Source organism: Ulvibacterium marinum (genome assembly GCF_003626755.1).
GTDB lineage: Bacteria > Bacteroidota > Bacteroidia > Flavobacteriales > Flavobacteriaceae > Ulvibacterium > Ulvibacterium marinum.
In genome coordinates this window covers 1431292-1449534 of sequence record NZ_RBCJ01000001.1, presented here as the reverse complement: position 1 = coordinate 1449534, position 18243 = coordinate 1431292, and the positions used below count along the sequence as shown (strand labels likewise).

Below are 18243 nucleotides of genomic sequence, written 5' to 3'. Positions count from 1 at the left end.
ATACTATCCAGCGGTGACAGTCTTGCCGCTATCGATCACGGTCTTTCGGTTACCCTGTAGAAAATTGGCCCCCATTAAGAGGGTGACTATTAAAAAAATCCCCGAACCGATGGCAAATACGCTGGTCTCCATAGTTTCGAACAACAAGCCTCCCAAAATCAAGCCGAACATACTGGCCATACTTCCCATACTATTGCCATAACCTTGAATGGCCCCTTGGATCTGAGGATTTCCGGTCCGCGCCAATAATGCCAAAAAACTTGGCCACATTAAACCATTACCAATGGATAAGAGCGTATTGGCAACATATAATATGACCAGACTATCCACGGAGAGCAGAAAAAAACTCAAAGACAGTAAAAGGGACCCTACCAAAATCAGGGATTGATTGCTGATATTGTCCGATAATCTGGACAATAATGGCCCTTGGACCAAAATCATAATCAGACTTGAATATGCCAAGAAAATCCCCAAGTCTATTGCTGTCCATTCCAAAAGTGTGCTAGCATAAATCGGCAATCCCGCATAGAATAGACTAAAAGCCAAAAAAGTTAGAAAGTACACAGCATATAATAACGGAATTCCTGGTTCTCTAAGAACAATGCCCCAGCCTTTTTTAGGGGGATTTGCCTCAATATCACCTTCCTGATAACAATCTTTGTGCTCAACCTGAAAAAATCTCCGAAATGAACGGGTACTCAATTCTCCCGTATCGACCACACAGGGATTACTTTCCTTTAATTTTGTACTGATGACAAAAATGGCTACGAGTGAAATCAAGGCGGCCAAGGCCAAAGGAACCAATTCTCCCAGAGCGGAGGAAGCCAATATTCCTGCTAAGGCGGGCCCAAGAACAAAACCCAAACTTGTTGAGGCCCCCATCTTTCCAAAATTCTTGTTGCGGTCTTCATCTGTTGATATATCTGAGAGATACGCATTGGCTACGGAAACATTTCCTCCGGTGAATCCGTCAAATATTCTGGCGATAAAAATGATGACAAGGGGTAAGGTCATGATATAACTCCCCGTAACTTCGGTATTTTGAGACCAAAGCTGAGTTTTTGGAAGCGCAAAGGCCAATAAAAAGAGCATCCAAGCCACAAAAGTTCCAGCCTGACTTAGTACCAGCACCTTTTTTCTTCCGATACGATCCGAAAGACTCCCCAATATGGGTGCTCCAATAAATTGAAAGAAAGGGTACATGGCTCCCAGAATGCCATAAATAAATCCATTGCCCCCCATATCTGTGACAATGAATATTAGTATAGGGATAACTATGCTGTACCCTAAAATGCCAATGAAGTTTACCAAGAGAATCGGGAAAATTTTTGGCGAAATCATCTTTGGTAAATTCACAGCAGCATTGAAATTGGTCAACCTAAAAATATACAATCTTGGTAAACAAAACTAGCAGAGTCGAGATTCCTTTACTGACCGATTTCAGTAGCCTGGAAACCTGTTAATCCGTCATTTTCGAATTGTGTTTGAATCTCGATGGGATTGCAGCATACTTCGCAATCCTCTATATAGGTCTGCTGGTTAACAGAAGGGTCCATTAACATTGAAATTTCCGCCCAGCAATATGGGCATTGGAAAAAGTGTTCGTACATGTGGTATAGGCTAGATAACTTGTTTGTACACCGGATGAAACTACCGAATTACAAGGAATCACAAAAAAACAATGCTTTGGCTTTCCGAGGATTTGTATAAGGCAGTAATGACCTCAACGGATTTTCTGGCTTCGAGGCCATCTACCATGGGTGGTCTATCTTCTTCAATAGCACCCAACATATCCAAAATCACTTTTTTATGGTTTTGATGACCTATTGCCGTAGGGTCCGCGGCCCCACTCCCATTACCATTTTCTTTGCCAAAATCCGGTTCTGGAACGTCCATAACATTCCAACTTACAATTCTTCCACCTTCCATGAGAATGCTTCCTTTTTCACCAAATACTTCTAGGCGTTCAGGGTGTCCCGGATATAGAGCGGTACCTGCGGTAATGTTCCCTATAGCCCCATTTTCGAAATTCAAAATTCCGGAACCTACATCTTCCCCCTGGATTTTATGCACCCTAGTCTGAACTGTCCCAAAAACTGTTTTCACCTCTCCAAAGAGATATAATAATAAATCAATGGTGTGAATGCCTTGGTTCATAAACGCAGCACCTCCATCCAATTCCAAAGTGCCCCGCCAAGGGTTTTTGGCATAATATTCCGCATTCCGATACCAATTGATATGGGCATTGCCCATCAATAATTTTCCCAACTTCCCTTTGGATACGGCATTGACAACCTCACCAAAATGTTCCCCATATCTGTTTTGAAAGACACAACCCAACTTAACCCCGTTCTGTTCGCAGGTGGTAATGGCATCATCGATTTTTTGGAGGGTAACCTCCAACGGCTTTTCACACAAAACGTGTTTTTTGGACCTTGCCGCTTTAACTATCGCTTGGCCATGACTACCACTTTCGTTGCATACGCAGACCAAATCAATTTGAGGTAGTGCCAAAAATTTTTCAAGATTGTCATAAACGGGAAATCCAAATTCCGATTCGATTTTTTTAACCCTGTCAGGTAATCGGGTATACAGCGCAACGATCTCAACCGCATCAATTTCTTCAATGCACTTGACATAGGTATGCACTATAGAACCCGTACCGATAATTCCTATCCCTTTTTTTGACATGGTATTTTCATCCTAAAACAACACGTTCAACACGCCATTAGAGTTCAACATTTAATAACTGCCCCGTTAGCTGTAACAACTGTAGTTCAGCCAGCTTAGCATCATACTTAGCCAGATTCTTGTTGGTTTGTGCGTTCAAGAGATTTATTTGTGCTTGGCGAAATTCAATTGAGGTTATGCGACCCAATTGAAATTGTTCTTTGCTCCGTTCAAAATTGTTCTTGTTGGTAATTACATTTTGTTCCTGAATCTGGTAAATGTTCAATCTGTTTTCGTATATGGCCAAGGCATTTTCTATATCGCGCTTTACCTCTAACTTTATCTGGGCCTTTTGTAGCTCCTGGTTTTCGTAGGCCAATTTAGAGTTTCTGACCCTTACCGTTGTTCCGCCGCCATCGAACAAATTCCAGGTTAGGGTGGCACCCAATGCAAAATTTCGCGTATTATTAACATTTACTCCGGGAAAAAAAGCTCCTGGGGCATTCTGATTGAGGTTCCAACCATAGGAGCCGTTAAGGTTTACAACGGGCAAATAGCCCGAACGATCCACTTTGATGTCATATTCGTTTATGGCCAGATTTCGCTCCGTCTGTAATAAGGCAACATTGTTCAAATCGGCTTGCGAAATAAAATCCTCCAATTGCATTTTTGGGGTAAACCGCACCACCGTGTCTACCTGATATACCTTATTCAGGTCCTCGGCCAAAACAACATTTAGATCACGGACGGTATTCTCCAGTTGCTGACGGGTATTCAATAGGTTGATGCTATCATTGGTTACATCTACCTGAGCGTTTAAAATGTCCAGTTTGGTATTTTGTCCATATTCAAAGGAATACTCCGCCCGTCTAATCCTGTCGGTAGAAATTTCCAGGGCCTGTCTTAAAACATTTTCATTTTCCGTAAGTCGGGCTACTTCAAAATAAACGCTAAAGAGCTGCAACATGGTATTTTCAATGGTCTCCCGGGCCTGAAGCTCGCTCAAACGATATTGCTCCTTCAATCGTTTGTAGTTATAAAAACGGCCCAGACCATCAAAAAGCGTATAGCTTGCATTTAAAGCAGTACCGTAGCGTTGCGCTTCTGCCTTGTAAAGGTCAACATCGGGCCTAGGTACGGCTTGACCTGTATCTGGATCTATAAGGGGTTCATTGGTATCAGGGTCGCTTAAGAATTGACCCGGAAACGAAAAGGTGTTGTCGTCACGTTGGTAATTGGCATTTGCAGTCCCTGTTAAGCTGGGTAAAAATCCTGAATTCAAAACGCTTTGATTATTCTCGGCAATTTCAACCTGGTTCCTGGCCACCTGAATACCAAAGTTATTCTCCAAAGCTAGGTTTGCGGCTTCTTGCTTGGATAGTATTTCTTCTTGGGCAACTGTGGTAAACGTTATAAAAAGGAAAGAAATAGCGGTTAATTGTATGCTGTTCATTCTGCGTGTTCTTCTAATGCTTTTTCAGATTCGGAAAGTATTTCTTCGGACTGGGTCAATTGTCCATCAATACCGTTGGAAGGCCTGATCGTTTTACCCATAAGGTGCAATTCTTCTTTTTGTTCCTTAATGGCCCGTTCTACCTCTTCTTTCGTAATTTTATTTCCCGTGGCCAACCATTTTGTATTCACCTTGATCTTATTGCTAAAAGAAAGGAAAATAGGAAGCATCAACAAGGTCAAAACTGTTGCGAAGCCAATGCCATAGGCTATGGAAATGGCCATGGGTATAAGGAACTGTGCCTGTCTACTTGTTTCCAACATCAAGGGAGCCAATCCGGCAATGGTAGTTATAGAGGTAAGGAAAATTGCCCGGAATCGTGAACGACCAGCTTCATATATAGCTTCGTCAAAAGACATTCCGGTCCTAAGGTTGCCATTGAATTTACCAATAAGTACCAGCCCATCATTGACCATGATTCCTATCAGCGCTATAATCCCCAACATGGAAAGTATGTTTATGGGAAAATCATGGATCCAGTGCCCCCATGCCACTGCGGTAAGGCTAAAAGGCACCAATAAAAGTAGCATTAAGGGTTGACTAAAGCTTCTAAATGTAAAGGCAATGGTAATGTAAATTAGGCCAAGAACGGACAACCCTACCAAATTCAAGGAATCGAAAAGTTTGTTCCGTTCCCGGTTCTGTCCTTCATAAGATGCACTTACGGTAGGATATTTTGACTGAATTTCAGGCATGATAACCGTCCTTATCTCGTTCATGACGTCCACGGGGCTAGTTGCTTTTGGGTCTTTGAGATCGGCCGAAATCTGAATTTCCCTTTGGCCCTCCAACCGGTTTATGGCCACGTCCCCACGTTCTATGCTGTAATTGGCAATTTCCCTTAAGGGAACCCTGTCCCCTGAAGGTGTCACAATTCGCATTTCATCCAGATCCGCTATAGAGGAACGGTTTTCGCGATCGTAGCGCACCCAAACCCTTATTTCGTCCTGACCTCTTTGGAAACGTTGGGCCTGTGCGCCAAAAAAACCGGCACGTACCTGATCCATTATCATCCTTAAATCCATCCCCAAAGGATATGCGTTTTCCTTGAGTTCCAATCGAATTTCCTTAATCCCAGCGGGATCATTATCGGAAATATCCTTTAGGGCACTATTGCTCAGCATGGAGGCCTTTAGTTCCTGTTTTGCCGCTTTGAGTTCTTGAATGTTGTTCCCTAAAAGCGAAACGGATACGGGGTCACCTCCAAAATTACCGCCAGATCCGTAGATAAGACTTTCCACCCCAATTACCGGGCCCACCAACTCCCGTAATCTGTTGGTGACCAAATCCGAGCGTACGGCATCCGGGCGTTCTTCACCCGGCAACATGTTAATGGTCAAAGTGGCAGAGGATGAACCTGGTCCTATCTCTTTGATTACATTTTCAAAAAGTTCTTTTCCAGTACCTTTTAGATATTTCTCCGTTAGCTCCTGGTTTACTATTTTGGATTTTTCTTCTATTAAACTGATGATCGAGTCAGTAACTTTTTCATTTGTACCGTTGGGCATCAGAAGTTCTACTTGTGCCCTATCACTGGCAATACGAGGGAAAAAGGCCGTTCGTATTATACCCCCTCCAATGGAGCCAAAGGTTAAAATCAGGGCCATGGCGAAGAACGAAAACGTCAGTAACTTATGTTTCAATGCAAACTTCAGGGTTGGGCTATACAAATTGTCCCGCATCCAAGCCATAGCACGATCCCCCGATCGGTTAATGACCCTAAGCTTGGCAAAGGCCCTAGCGATACCATTCTTTGGTTTTTCGGTCGAGGGTCTCAACGCCTTTGAGTGCGCCAGGTGGGCCGGCAAAATAATAAGGGCCTCAATTAAGGAAACCACCAGGGTTAAGAGAACGATTACCGAAACCTCTCCAAAGAAATCGCCTATACGACCATCCAAGAACAAGAAGATCGAGAAAGCCAGTACGGTGGTGATAATTGCGGAAACAATGGGAGGAATAACCTCCATAGTACCATCCACGGCTGCCTGTACCGGTGATTTGCCTTTCTCATAATGCTGATAAATATTCTCGGCTATCACAATACCATCATCCACCAAAATACCGATAACGATAATCATTCCAAAAAGGGAAAGAACATTTATGGTCACATCAAAAAAACCAGCAAAAATGAACATCCCCAGAAAAGATATGGGAAGGCCAAAAGCCACCCAAAAGGCCAAACGTGTATTTAGGAACAATGAAAGGAAGATAAGCACAAGTATGGTTCCCAATATGGCATTTTCGCTTAATAGTTGAGTCCTTTGTACCAAAGTGGTAGAAAGATCCCGCACTACATCCAATTGTATATTGTCGTATTTTTGATTGAAGTCACTTATATACTCCTTAACCTTTTCCGCGGACTCAATTAAATCCTCCGTATTGGTACTTGTAATGGTGACATTTACGGATAGATTACCGTTGAAAAAAGCAGTATTCGGAGTTTCTGAAAACCTGTCCCTAATAATAGAGACATCCTTTAAGCGCACAGTCTGTCCCGAAGCATCCGCCCTTACAATGATATTGGAAAGTTCATTGGCGTAATAAGAACGATTTTTTGCACGGATCAGGTACTCTTCCGCATCTGTCTTTATTGTTCCTCCTGTAACCAATATATTGGCATTGGCCACTGCTTGTGCTACTTCCTGAAAAGAAAGTTCATAGGCCAAGAGACTATTTTCATTTACGGCAATTTCAATTTCTTCATCGGGATATCCGGTAATTCCTATTTGGGAGATACCATCAATAGCCCTTATATCATTTTCTATTTGTCTCCCAATTTGTTTTAGTGTTGCCAATGGCACATTTCTCCCGCTCACGGCAAAACTAATGGTTGGTCTTACTGCTTCCAATTTTGCCACGATCAATGGCTCCATTCCAGTAGGAAAGGTAGGTACGCGGTCTACTGCATTTTTTACTTCGAGAAGCATGAAGTCAATATCCCTGCCCTTTTCAATTTCCACATTGATACTCCCATTATTCTCCCTGGAGGTAGAGGTAACACGATCCACACCCTCAAGCCCTTTTAGGTTATCTTCAATCTTGAGTACAATGCCTTCCTCCACTTCCTGCGGAGAAGCCCCAGGATACGTAATGGTTATCAGGATGTTCTTTGAATCCGTTAATGGAAAAAAGGAAGATTTTAATAAGGAGGCACCTACTACCCCGAAAATCACAAAAGCAAGGACAATAACATTTACTGCAACATGATACTTTATGAAATACTCAATAATCTTTCGCATTATCCCTTCTCGTTTGCGGATTTGTCCTTAAAAACCTGCACAGCCATACCCGTATAGGCACCTATAAGGGGTTTGGCCATGATATTGGTACCATCTGGAATGTCCTTGAGCACTACACTTTTATCCGTAAAATATACTGGTCTAACATCTATCAAATCCAAAATAGAATCCCGGACCACAAAAATTTTATCATTTTCCAATAGCAAACTTCTATCGATTTCAATGGCGTTCTCCTCTTCCTTTGCCTGAAGATTGGCTTCTAGGTACATCCCTTCGCGCAGGGTTTCGTCCGTTACTTCAATAAATGCCTTAATCGTTTGGGAAGTTTGATCTACCCTACCGTTGATACGGGTAACCTTACCTGAGTAGGTTTTTGTTTTATCCAAATCATTGAGTTCCACAAGCTCACCAACCTTCAGCAAATCGCTATAGGTCTTGCCCACGGCAACCTCCAGTTCATATATTCCCGTTTTGATAAATTCACCAAGCTTTTGCCCGGACCGGACCAATGTCCCTTCAGTCACCAGAGCTTCGGTAAGCACTCCATCAAAAGGAGCTTGAATACGATATTTGGATAAACGCTGTTCTAAGTTCTTAATATTATAGTATGAAGTGAGTATCCCACGACCCGATATGAAAAACTTCTCCTTATCCGAGCTCATTTCCGGTAATGGGGGAGTGCTTTTGGACATATCAAAATCATCAAGGTATGCCTGCCATTTGGAAAAGACTTCTGGATAATCCAATCGTAAATCAGGCATTACAGAAGTGATCAAGTTAAAAAGGTTGCTCTTGGCACTTCGTACACTTGCAGCATATTCATCGGAATCTATCTTAATAATAGTGGCCCCTTTACGGTAGTTCTGACCGGGTCTAAACAGTTTATTGCCTCCACGGAATACACCTTGAACCTCTGAATAGAGTTCCACCCTATTTTTGGCCACCAAATTGCCATTTGCCGGAACCACGATAGGAACGGTTCCATTTTGTACCACTTGGGTAAAAACGGTCTTCACTACTTTTTGTGCTTGTGGCCTATAGCTCTTTTTGCTATCCACAATTTTCTTCGCTAGAAAAATGGATAGTACAATAAGTAACAGTCCCAATATGGATAAAATAATCTTTCTCATGATCGTTCTTGTGGCAGTGCCGGTTTAAGTTTTAGGTTGGACTGTACTTTTTTTAGAATGTTTATCATATGCTCCTTCTCCGTTTGGGTAATGTCATGTTCAAGGATATTGATTATCCGAGCAACCACGGGTATGGTTTTATCAAAAGTAAGTTTGCCTTTTTCTGTAATATATATTTTATTGATTCGCTTATCCTTATGGCTTTGTTCTCTTCTGACATGTCCTTTTTTCTCCATTTTCGCCAATAACCGCGCCATGGTCGATTTGTCCCGGTAAAGGAGAGAGGCTAGTTCATTTTGATTGAGGCCATCTTTTTCCGTAAGCTTTTTTAGTAAGACAAACTGCTCTTTGGTAAGTTTAAAACCATGCTGTTGCAGGGCATCCTGCAGATAATAATCCACAATTTTTGAAGTCTTCCCAATCCATGGGGCCAAGGAAGAATCAATGTCCGCTACAACTTCAATTTTCACGAGGCTAAACTATACAAAAAGAATTAGTTGCATACGCAACCAATGTTAAAGATATATTAAAATCTGTTTGGGGGTAGCCAGAATTATTTAAACACATAAAAAGGGATGTAGTTACATCCCTTTTTGTATTGATTGGAGCGTCTATCGTTTAATTCTCATCCTCAAATTTTGTATTTGCCACTGGTGCATCGATATCAAATAACTCTCGATATTTGAGGTTCAATTTCAAATCATCCGTATCAAATACAATAAGGTTTTTGCTTTGTATATTTTGAAGGTTTTCGAAAGAAGTGAAATCGTTTCCTTGAAGTTGAACCAGTTCCAGGTATGGCAAGGAATCGATGCCCTTGGGTACAGTGCCTTGGAAGTTGTTAAAGGACAGCAACAACTCGGACAGATTTTGCATATTACCAAAGCCAATATTTATTTCCCCATCCAGCTTATTACCGGAAAGCACCAAGTTTGTTAGATTGGAAAGTTCCCCGATACTTTTAGGTAGGTCTCCTTGCAAATAATTGTTGGAAAGATCAAGAATCTTAAGGTTCCTGATTTTACCCATACCTTTTGGAATATTTCCCCCAAGCTTATTGTCAAATAAGATAAGCTCTTCCAAATTCAACATTGCCGTAAAGCTTTCGGGAAGCCCTCCCTTTAAACCGTTCATCTCCAGTTTTAGAACCTTGAGTTCGGTAAGTTCGGCCAATGTAGTCGGCAACTCTCCTTCCAAGGCATTAAATGCAAGATCCAGAACTTCAAGCTTTTTCAGGTTTTTTAAACTTGGTGGAATCTTTCCGGTCAAATTATTTTTATACAAGTTGAGACCAACTACATGTCCTTCAATGATATCAACTCCATACCATTGACGAACATCTGATTTTAGATTCCATTTAATACTCCAAGAACTCCCGTTTGTGGCATTGTAGAGGTCTATAAGAGCAGATTTTTCGTTTTCGGGTATTTGAGCAATAGCGAGGGTTTGAAACAGCAGAAAGAAAAGGAATGTTGCATAAAGTAATTTTCTCTTCATAATTATAAGGATTTAGGGTTGGTACTAGTAAAGCATTTTGAAAATTCTATATTTCCGTTATGGCTCTTTTTTGTCAATTTTGAATTAATACGCAGCGTCTTTATTCGTTACGCTGTTTGTTTTTAACGTTTTTTTTCGCCATTTCTTATATAATCAGCTGATTCTCTGCAAGCTTCAAATAAAAAAGGGATGCATAGAAGCATCCCTTTAACCAAACTAACTAACTAAAAAATTATAAATCACTAGTCATCCTCAACATCTTCAAATTTTGTATCTGCCATTCTTGTCTTACTGAAATTGATATCCTTGAAATTGGGATCAAATTCTTCCTTATCATAATCGAATACCAAAAACTGACGGGAATCCATCATTTGCAGATTTTCAAAAGAATCGAACTTGTTGTTTTGAATCTGGAATATTTCAAGACTGGCCAATTGTGCGAACTCTGCAGGAATTTCACCGGCCAATTGATTATTGGCCAACACCAATTCCTTCATTTTTACCAATTTTCCAATTTCCGATGGAATACTTCCCTCCAGGGCATTTTCAAAAAGCCCCAAACTTTCCAGTTGGGTCAAATCTCCCAAGGCAGTTGGAATCCTACCCTTAATACTGTTACTGGAAAGGTTAAGTATTTTTAAATTCTTAATACTTCCAATACTTTCTGGAATACTCCCTGTCAAAAAATTGTTGAACAGACTGATTTCCTCCAAGCTTTCCATTTCACCAATGGTTTGTGGGAGTTCTCCTTTTATTCTATTCATTTCCAATTTCAACACTCTTAAACGATTCATTGAGACTATGGAACTAGGCAATTCCCCAGTAATCGTATTGAATGCGAGGTTAAGAACCCTAAGATGGACCAAATCCCCAATGCTTTCCGGAATAACACCATTAAGATTATTTCGAAACAGGTTTATTTCTATTACGTGACCCTTGTCCACTTTTACACCTTGCCAATTGGATACCGGCTCCTCTAGGTTCCACTTTTTTACCCATTCGGTGCCATTGGTGTTCTCGTACAGGTCTATCAATGCCCTTTTCTCTTTTCGCGTTACCTCGGCGAAGATTCCATTCGCGCTTAGCAAGGTTATCATCAAAAAACAAAACAGCTTTTTCATCATTTGTCGAATTATATAAACAGACAGTAAGATTTAGACTTATGAAATAAAGAATTACCCTACAAAGTAACTTCAATGGAGGATAAAAAGCAAAAAATATCGACGAAACGCCTTATTTTGTTGTGAAAGCACGGTATTTTGTGGTGTAGTAAAATTAAGTAGGCGAAGAAATTTTCCTACAAAGAAAATTCATCCAGCGTCAATGTTATTTGCTCCCAGTCTTTCATAAGCGCTTCTAACGTTTCCTTCTTTTTCTGGTAATCATCAAAAAAGTTGGGTGCGGCTATAGTAGTGTCATAATCTATAAGGAGATTGTGATCTATTTCCGCTAACTCTTTTTCCAAATCGGATATCTTACTTTCAATGGAGCTGAGTTTGTTCTTTAAGGATTTCAACTTTTTTTGATCTTTGAACGAATTCCCCGCTTTCTCACTTTTAGCCCTTTTCTTGGTTATATCTTGATTTTGCTCAATAGCCCTAAAACCATCCACTTGGCGTTGTTCCAAATAAAAATCGATATCGCCCAAATACTCCTTGATTCTTCTATCTTTAAATTCATAGACTTTGTTGGTAAGTCCTTGTAGAAAATCCCTATCATGCGAAACCAATATCAGGGTGCCCTCAAAATTCATCAAAGCCTGTTTAAGTACATTCTTGGACCGAATATCCAAATGGTTGGTAGGCTCGTCCATGACCAATACGTTAAAGGGTCGTAAAAGCATTTTGGCCAACGCCAACCGATTTCGTTCTCCTCCTGAGAGTACTTTTACATATTTTTCCACCTCATCACCACTAAATAAAAATGAACCCAAAATATCCCTTACCTTGCTCCTGTTCTTTTCATTGGCAGCGTCTATCATAGTATCCAGAACGGTTTTGTCCCCATCCAAATACTCGGCCTGGTTCTGGGCAAAATATCCGATTTGCACATTATGGCCCAACTTGACCCTACCTTGGTGCTCCAATTCCCCGACTATGATTTTGGCCAGTGTGGTCTTTCCTTGCCCATTTTGGCCTACAAATGCCGTTTTGCTGTCCCGCTCTATTAAAAGATCTATGGCCTGAAGAACATGATTTTCTCCGTAACTTTTAGAGAGGCCCTCAACCTCCGCGATTACTTTCCCTGGTGTTACAGAAATAGGAAAACGCACGTTCATAACGGCATTATCTTCCTGATCCACCTCAATGCGTTCCATCTTGTCCAATTTCTTGATCAGGGACTGTGCCATGGAGGCTTTTGTAGATTTTGCCCTGAATTTTTCGATGAGGCGCTCCGCCTGTTGTATTTCCCTTTCCTGATTTTTTTGGGCATTCAATTGTTGTTCCTTCATTTCTGCCCGAAGCCTTAAATATTTGGAATACGGTTTTTTGTAATCGTAAATACGCCCTAAGGAAATTTCAATGGTTCTATTGGTCACGTTATCCAAGAACATTTTATCATGCGACACTATCACGACGGCACCGGCATAATTAATGAGGAATTGTTCCAACCAAATTATGGATTCAATGTCGAGATGGTTTGTAGGTTCGTCCAATAATAGTACATCGTTGTTCTGCAACAGGAGTTTGGCCAATTCGATCCGCATCCGCCATCCACCCGAAAAAGTATCGGTTCTTTTAAGGAAATCCTCACGTTTGAACCCTAGGCCAAGTAATATCTTTTCTGTTTGGCCTTGATAATTGTAACCGCCTAAAATATCATATTGATGGGTAACGTCATTCAAATCGACCATCAGTTGATGATAGTCTTCACTTTCGTAATCGGTACGTTCCGCGAGCTGCAGATTTATTTCATCCAATTTCAATTCCAGGGCCTTCAATTCCACGAAAGCTTGATAGGCCTCCTCTAAAACTGTCCTGCCTTGTTCAAAATCGATGTCCTGTCTTAGAAAACCGATTTTTACATTTTTTTCAATGGCAATAGTTCCGGAATCCAGTGGCATCTCCTTGGACAGTAGTCTTAATAGGGTAGATTTCCCAGCCCCGTTCTTTCCGATAAGTCCTACCCTATCACCCCCATTTAGGCGAAATGAAACTTGCTTAAAAAGGTATTCGCCTCCAAAAGAAACGGAAAGATTATGGACATTGAGCATTTTGTGACTTTTGTAACGTTCAGGAATGGGCAAAACTTTACCTTTGCCAAAAACTTTTGCAAATGTTAAAAAAAGGGAACAAACTCTATAGCATTTTAACAGGATGTTGTCCAAGATGCCACCAGGAAAGCATGTACATGGACAAGAACCCGTATCGTTTGGGCTATCTTTTTAAGATGCACGAACGCTGTTCGCACTGTGACCTAAAATATAAAATGGAGCCCTCTTTTTTTTATGGTGCCATGTATGTAAGTTATGCAGTAGGTGTCGCTTTTGCCGTAGCAGCTTTTGTCATTTCTTACTTGTTCATTGGAGTCCCATTGTTCTATGCTTTTATAGCCATTGTAGGAACCTTGGTGTTCTTTTTACCTGTAATTATACGACTGTCCCGAAATATTTGGATAAACCTTTTTGTTAAATATGATATAAAAGCGGTTAATCCGAACGCTCAAAATATTTCTTCGTAAAGCGGGAAATGTCCATTTCCTCGGATATTGGTTCTTTTTGTTTAATAGCGGCAAATAACTGTTCGGCGGCAAATGGCGCTATCATGACCCCTCTAGACCCAAAACCATTAAGAACATACAAATTGCCATGCTCAGGATGTCTACCCACCAGTGGCCTTCTATCAGCTACCGTGGGCCGTATCCCGGCTACATGATTCACTACCTCATAATTACAGGTAAGGAAGGTATCCAGTTTTTGTAATAGCTCTGATTTTGCTTCTTGAGTCGGTATATTGGATTTGTCTTGCCATTTGTAGGTAGCCCCAACCCGATATAGGTCATCACCCAACGGTATAATAAACACAGAAGACTTTATGACCCTACTTTCCAGTAGTGCCGGGGCCTTTATGGTAAGGAGCTCTCCTTTGGTACCATTAAGTGGCAAATACTTAAAATAGGGGTTGTATTTTAATCCAAATCCTTCCGCAAAAACAATTTGCTTTGCTTCTATGGATTTATATTCTACGTGCTCTTTCGAAATTTTAAGTGCATTATAATCAAAGGTTTCCTCCAGAAACAATTGTTGCTCCATTAAATAATTGGCATAGGATTTTAATAGGGTCGCCGTATCTATTCTACCTGTACCCAAAACTTCTCCGAAACTAAAAGGAGCATCGACCATTGGATTCTCATTTTGGACAAGCCTTGTAGACAAAAAACTACTCAATGCTTTTTGGTCTGCGGCCTCATACCACAAATTTTGTTCCTCAACGGAGGCAAACCGCCTAAGCACGGGAACCTTGAAATCCAGTTTTATTTTTAATTTTTCTTCCAATCCCTGATAAAAGGGAATAGCCTTCTCCAATTGTTCCTGGGCTTTCCAGGCCAATGTAAAACGTTTTAGAATCACAGGATTGTAAAGTCCGCCGGCAACAATGGACGAAGTTTGGGAATTATCGCTAACGGCTACAAAGGATTTATTGTTCCTTTCCAACCACTCGCAGAACGAAATGCCTGCAAGGCCCAAGCCCACAACTATATAATCCAACATAGGGCAAAGGTAGAAATTGTAGTTGTCTTTCAAGAGATACTACCCAAGGACAGAGCAAGATATACTAAACATAAAAATGCCCTTACGATTTGGTAAGGGCATTTTAACTATATTGAATTGGAATGTAATCTTTTTATGAAATTGCCACTTCTTGGTGGCAGGGACTTGCTAATTAGAGTTTTGAATCCTATTTAGTAGGCCCACATATCCTGCTCCCTATCTCGGATGACCTCTTTTATACGGTTGGCCTCCAGCAATTGGAACAGGGCATTTTCGGAAATGTAGTCATTAATTTCGCGGTCTCCATGAACATTATCCTCGCGATAGATAACACCATTAAATCTTCTAGCATTTAAAAGCATATCAAAAGATATGGGCTGGGCGGAATTTCTTTGGTTGAATACCTTGGCATCGTGCAAAATCTGTCGTGCACCGGGGTACCATACCCAAAATAATTCTACCTTGGCATCACCAGGATCCATGGATTGGTCATCGATGAAGTTGACATCCGGAGCTACGGGAGCAAGTCCCAATAGACGGTATTTCAATTCACCTTGACGCTTATCAAAATACCAGATTCCCTTTATACGGTATTCTTCAATATCTGCGGCCGTAAGATCCCTACGAATCACAAATTCCTGAGAAAGTTCCTCGCCCGCATTCAATTGTTCGTAACCATAATCCGTGGTATCTACTTTTTGCAACGTAGCCCTTAGGTCACCCATAGTTCTTTTTTCGGTGAAATAGGAATCCACATATACATCCTGAAGTTTACCGCTTTTAATGTTCTTCATCAGAACATCATATAAGGATCTTCTATCGGCACCAATATCCACGGTGTCTATGGGATAGTACAATGGAAAGTTTACACGTTCGTCCAGATCAATTACTTCCCATACGGTCTTGGACCATAGGATGTCCCTATCGTCCACATAACCATATTCCAAGGGAGCGTCATTGTCCATCGTTTTTTGTGCTTCGGTCTTTTTCCCAATATCCTCAGGTTTTTTGGCGTTCAATATATTCGCCTGGGCCATTATGGATACGGGCAACAAACCAAGGGCTCCGATCAATAAAACATTCTTCCAATTCATTGTTTACTCCTTTTAAAATTACCGGGCGACCTTGTTACGGCCACCCGGTTTTTAATCGTTATTAATTTGTTATCTCCACAACTACCGGAGATACTTTCTTCAATTTGTAACTTTTGTTATTTGTGATGTAAGCGTTGATATCGAATATCTGAACGGCATCACCTCTTTTTGCACGTTTTAGGGCGGATTTGGCCCTAGAATCCAATTTGCTACCATTAACGGCAACTGTTGGCTGTCCGGGTACTTTAAATTTAAATCCACTAACGGCAAGGTTCAAGTCAAAGTCAAAATCCTCCAACATGGCACTGATCGTAGCGATTTCCAAGTTTCTTCTAGGTAGTTTTAGGCTACCGGTCTGCTTACTTACAGATCCTGAAGGTCTCGGAATATCCTTGATCCTAAAGGTTGCAGGAGTAGAAATACGCTGACCATCGGGCAAAATACCGGACGCAATAATCTTAACAGTCCTTCCTTTTCCAGGGTTCATTACATAACTACTACCGTTTCTTTTGGTAAGACCCGGTGCGGATGCAGTTACCTTGTTATTAGGTATACCTGGAATAGAAATTGACATTGGATTGGATACTCCACGATACACTACGTTCATCTTATCGGCAGCGATCAAAGCAGCGTTAGGTTTGCTGATCGTTGCAAAGGCATTTTTTACAGGTACGGGAATCTCTTCACCATCCTGCATGAAATATAATGTACCTTCTACAGTATGGTCACCGGGAGCCCCAGCGCCTATTAGCAATTTAACCCCGCCTGCTTCCAAACGATAGTCCTTTCCATCCGTCATTTTTCTACCGTCCAAAGTCAATTCTGCCTTAACAGGTGTAGAGGAATTATCGGTCTTACTAATAATTATCTTACCGTCATATTTCTCACCACTATAGAAAGCGGACTTAGTAGCTAAAAGAGAGGTAGCAAAGTTCTTTAAGGAAACTTGACTGGTAAGTTCTCCTTCCAACATGGATTTCAAAGCGTCTTCCTCCGTTGCCTTGACGTCCGCTTGAAGCGCGGTCAACTTGGCCAAAGAGGCAACTTGTGGAAAGCCTTCATAGTGATAGTTGATCCAATCTTGTTTGGTACCATCACGCTTTTCAACTTTGCCATTGGCATCACCTGTTTCGAAACGAGCTTTAATGGATTCTTTGATTCCTGCAGGAACAATGGCTGCAACTTGGGTACGATAATCCGTAATCCTTTTCATGAACTCCTTACCGCCTTTGGCTAGGTTGTCGCCTTGAAAGAATTGTTGATCTAAATAGTCGGACTTGTCCATTACAGCATAATCCTTTGGATCTTCAGTCTCTTTCATCATTTCTGATTTAAGACCTTCCAAATAATCGTAATATTCTTGGGACAAGGTTTTTATTTGCTGGGCATTCTGATACAATTCCCCATATTTGGCGGAATCCTCGGATGCCTTTGTTTCTAGACTGGCCAAGAAAGCTTCGTTACTTTCTTTCGTCTTTACATTGGAAGCCTCCATCCGTTCGTTCATTATTCCGAACGCGGCAAGAACTTCCTTGCTCATATTTAAGGCCAACATCGCAATGAAGATCAGGTACATTAGGTTGATCATCTTTTGACGTGGCGTCTGTTTTCCTGAAGCCATATTTTCTAATTGGATTTAATTAATTAATCTGATTTGGGTTTAAGGAATTCAATCCAATTAGTTTCTATTCATTGCGGTCAACATTCCTCCGTAAACACCGTTCAAAGAAGAAAGGTTGGTGGCCAAAGATTCCATTTGCTCCTTAAGGGCACTGGCATTCTGTACTACTTCTTCGTTAACAGAAGCTTGCTTACTTGCACTCTCCAATTGAACTTTGTACAAGCTGTTCAAAGACTCCATTTGTGCAGCGGCCTGAACCATTTCATCGGAATATTTCTTGGTAGACTCCATGGCATCCATTGTAGGGGCGATACCTTTGGCGGCTCCTTCAAAATTTCGGATACTGTCACCCAAGCTTTCCATAAGATTGGCATCTACACCGGCTTCTTTTAAAAGGTCATCTAATTTTTTGGATAAAGAAGTCTCAGCTTCTTTCATCTCGGCCAACTCGTTTTTCTTTCCGTTGGAAGCTCCACCGGATAATTCAGGATAAACCAAAGACCAATCATATTCATCATCTACTGGTTCAAATGCACTGATCGCAAAAATAAGTGCTTCCGTAATAAGTCCTATCGCTAGAAGGATTCCACCATTAAGAGGTCCGAACTCCCAGTGAAGGATTTTGAACAACGCACCGATAATTACTACAGATGCCCCAAGGCCGTAGGCCATGTTAAACAATTTCTTTGTTGATTTTGACTGTGCCATAATTTAAAATTTAATTTAAGTTTACTGTTAAAATAAGTATTTGGTTAAAATTTGATGGTT

The 18243-nt window shown here is 41.1% G+C and carries 15 protein-coding genes; 1 reads left to right on the top strand and 14 read right to left on the bottom strand.

The features are described 5' to 3' along the window. Positions 1-3: 3 nt before the first annotated feature. From D7Z94_RS06230 to D7Z94_RS06185, 10 genes are all read right to left on the bottom strand, one after another. Complete coding sequence (locus D7Z94_RS06230) at positions 4-1341, bottom strand: MFS transporter (protein ID WP_120710624.1); 1338 nt, start codon at positions 1339-1341, stop codon at positions 4-6. 86 nt (positions 1342-1427) lie between these two features. Beyond that, on the bottom strand, positions 1428-1610 hold the full coding sequence (locus D7Z94_RS06225) for a CPXCG motif-containing cysteine-rich protein (protein ID WP_120710623.1): 183 nt from the start codon (positions 1608-1610) through the stop codon (positions 1428-1430). A 58-nt stretch (positions 1611-1668) separates the two neighbouring features. Then, entirely contained in the window at positions 1669-2691 is a 1023-nt protein-coding gene (locus D7Z94_RS06220; protein ID WP_120710622.1) for a Gfo/Idh/MocA family protein, read from the bottom strand. 37 nt (positions 2692-2728) lie between these two features. Further along, a complete protein-coding gene (locus D7Z94_RS06215; RefSeq protein ID WP_120710621.1) occupies positions 2729-4123 on the bottom strand; it encodes a TolC family protein in 1395 nt (464 codons plus the stop codon). Continuing rightward, positions 4120-7422 (bottom strand): efflux RND transporter permease subunit, encoded by a 3303-nt coding sequence (locus D7Z94_RS06210; protein WP_120710620.1) that lies wholly within the window; start codon positions 7420-7422, stop codon positions 4120-4122. The genes D7Z94_RS06215 and D7Z94_RS06210 overlap by 4 nt, the downstream gene beginning before the upstream one ends. Next, positions 7422-8552: an efflux RND transporter periplasmic adaptor subunit gene (locus tag D7Z94_RS06205; protein WP_120710619.1), complete on the bottom strand. Its 1131-nt coding sequence runs from the start codon at positions 8550-8552 to the stop codon at positions 7422-7424. Before D7Z94_RS06205 ends, D7Z94_RS06210 begins: the two co-directional genes overlap by 1 nt. Continuing rightward, positions 8549-9022: a MarR family winged helix-turn-helix transcriptional regulator gene (locus tag D7Z94_RS06200; protein WP_120710618.1), complete on the bottom strand. Its 474-nt coding sequence runs from the start codon at positions 9020-9022 to the stop codon at positions 8549-8551. Before D7Z94_RS06200 ends, D7Z94_RS06205 begins: the two co-directional genes overlap by 4 nt. A gap of 148 nt (positions 9023-9170) precedes the next feature. Beyond that, positions 9171-10049 carry a hypothetical protein gene (locus D7Z94_RS06195; RefSeq protein WP_120710617.1) on the bottom strand — a complete coding sequence of 293 codons (879 nt, stop codon included), beginning with the start codon at positions 10047-10049 and terminating at the stop codon, positions 9171-9173. Between the two features lie 242 nt (positions 10050-10291). Beyond that, positions 10292-11170, bottom strand: coding sequence for a leucine-rich repeat domain-containing protein (locus D7Z94_RS06190; protein WP_120710616.1), 879 nt, complete (start codon positions 11168-11170; stop codon positions 10292-10294). A 176-nt stretch (positions 11171-11346) separates the two neighbouring features. Beyond that, positions 11347-13263 (bottom strand): ABC-F family ATP-binding cassette domain-containing protein, encoded by a 1917-nt coding sequence (locus D7Z94_RS06185; RefSeq protein WP_120710615.1) that lies wholly within the window; start codon positions 13261-13263, stop codon positions 11347-11349. Positions 13264-13325: 62 nt separating this feature from the next. On the opposite strand from D7Z94_RS06185, the gene D7Z94_RS06180 reads away from it, so the two are divergent. Beyond that, positions 13326-13730: a DUF983 domain-containing protein gene (locus tag D7Z94_RS06180; RefSeq protein WP_120710614.1), complete on the top strand. Its 405-nt coding sequence runs from the start codon at positions 13326-13328 to the stop codon at positions 13728-13730. Here D7Z94_RS06180 and D7Z94_RS06175 read toward each other — a convergent pair. The 4 genes from D7Z94_RS06175 to porL form a co-directional block, all read right to left on the bottom strand. After that, positions 13699-14760 carry an NAD(P)/FAD-dependent oxidoreductase gene (locus D7Z94_RS06175; protein ID WP_120710613.1) on the bottom strand — a complete coding sequence of 354 codons (1062 nt, stop codon included), beginning with the start codon at positions 14758-14760 and terminating at the stop codon, positions 13699-13701. The two genes, D7Z94_RS06180 and D7Z94_RS06175, sit on opposite strands and share 32 nt — an antisense overlap. Positions 14761-14951: 191 nt before the next feature. Next, a complete protein-coding gene (gene porN / locus D7Z94_RS06170) occupies positions 14952-15854 on the bottom strand; it encodes a type IX secretion system ring subunit PorN/GldN (RefSeq protein ID WP_120710612.1) in 903 nt (300 codons plus the stop codon). A 61-nt stretch (positions 15855-15915) separates the two neighbouring features. Next, entirely contained in the window at positions 15916-17475 is a 1560-nt protein-coding gene (gene porM, locus D7Z94_RS06165; protein ID WP_120710611.1) for a type IX secretion system motor protein PorM/GldM, read from the bottom strand. Between the two features lie 57 nt (positions 17476-17532). Beyond that, positions 17533-18183 carry a type IX secretion system motor protein PorL/GldL gene (gene porL, locus D7Z94_RS06160; protein WP_120710610.1) on the bottom strand — a complete coding sequence of 217 codons (651 nt, stop codon included), beginning with the start codon at positions 18181-18183 and terminating at the stop codon, positions 17533-17535. Positions 18184-18243: the final 60 nt, after the last annotated feature.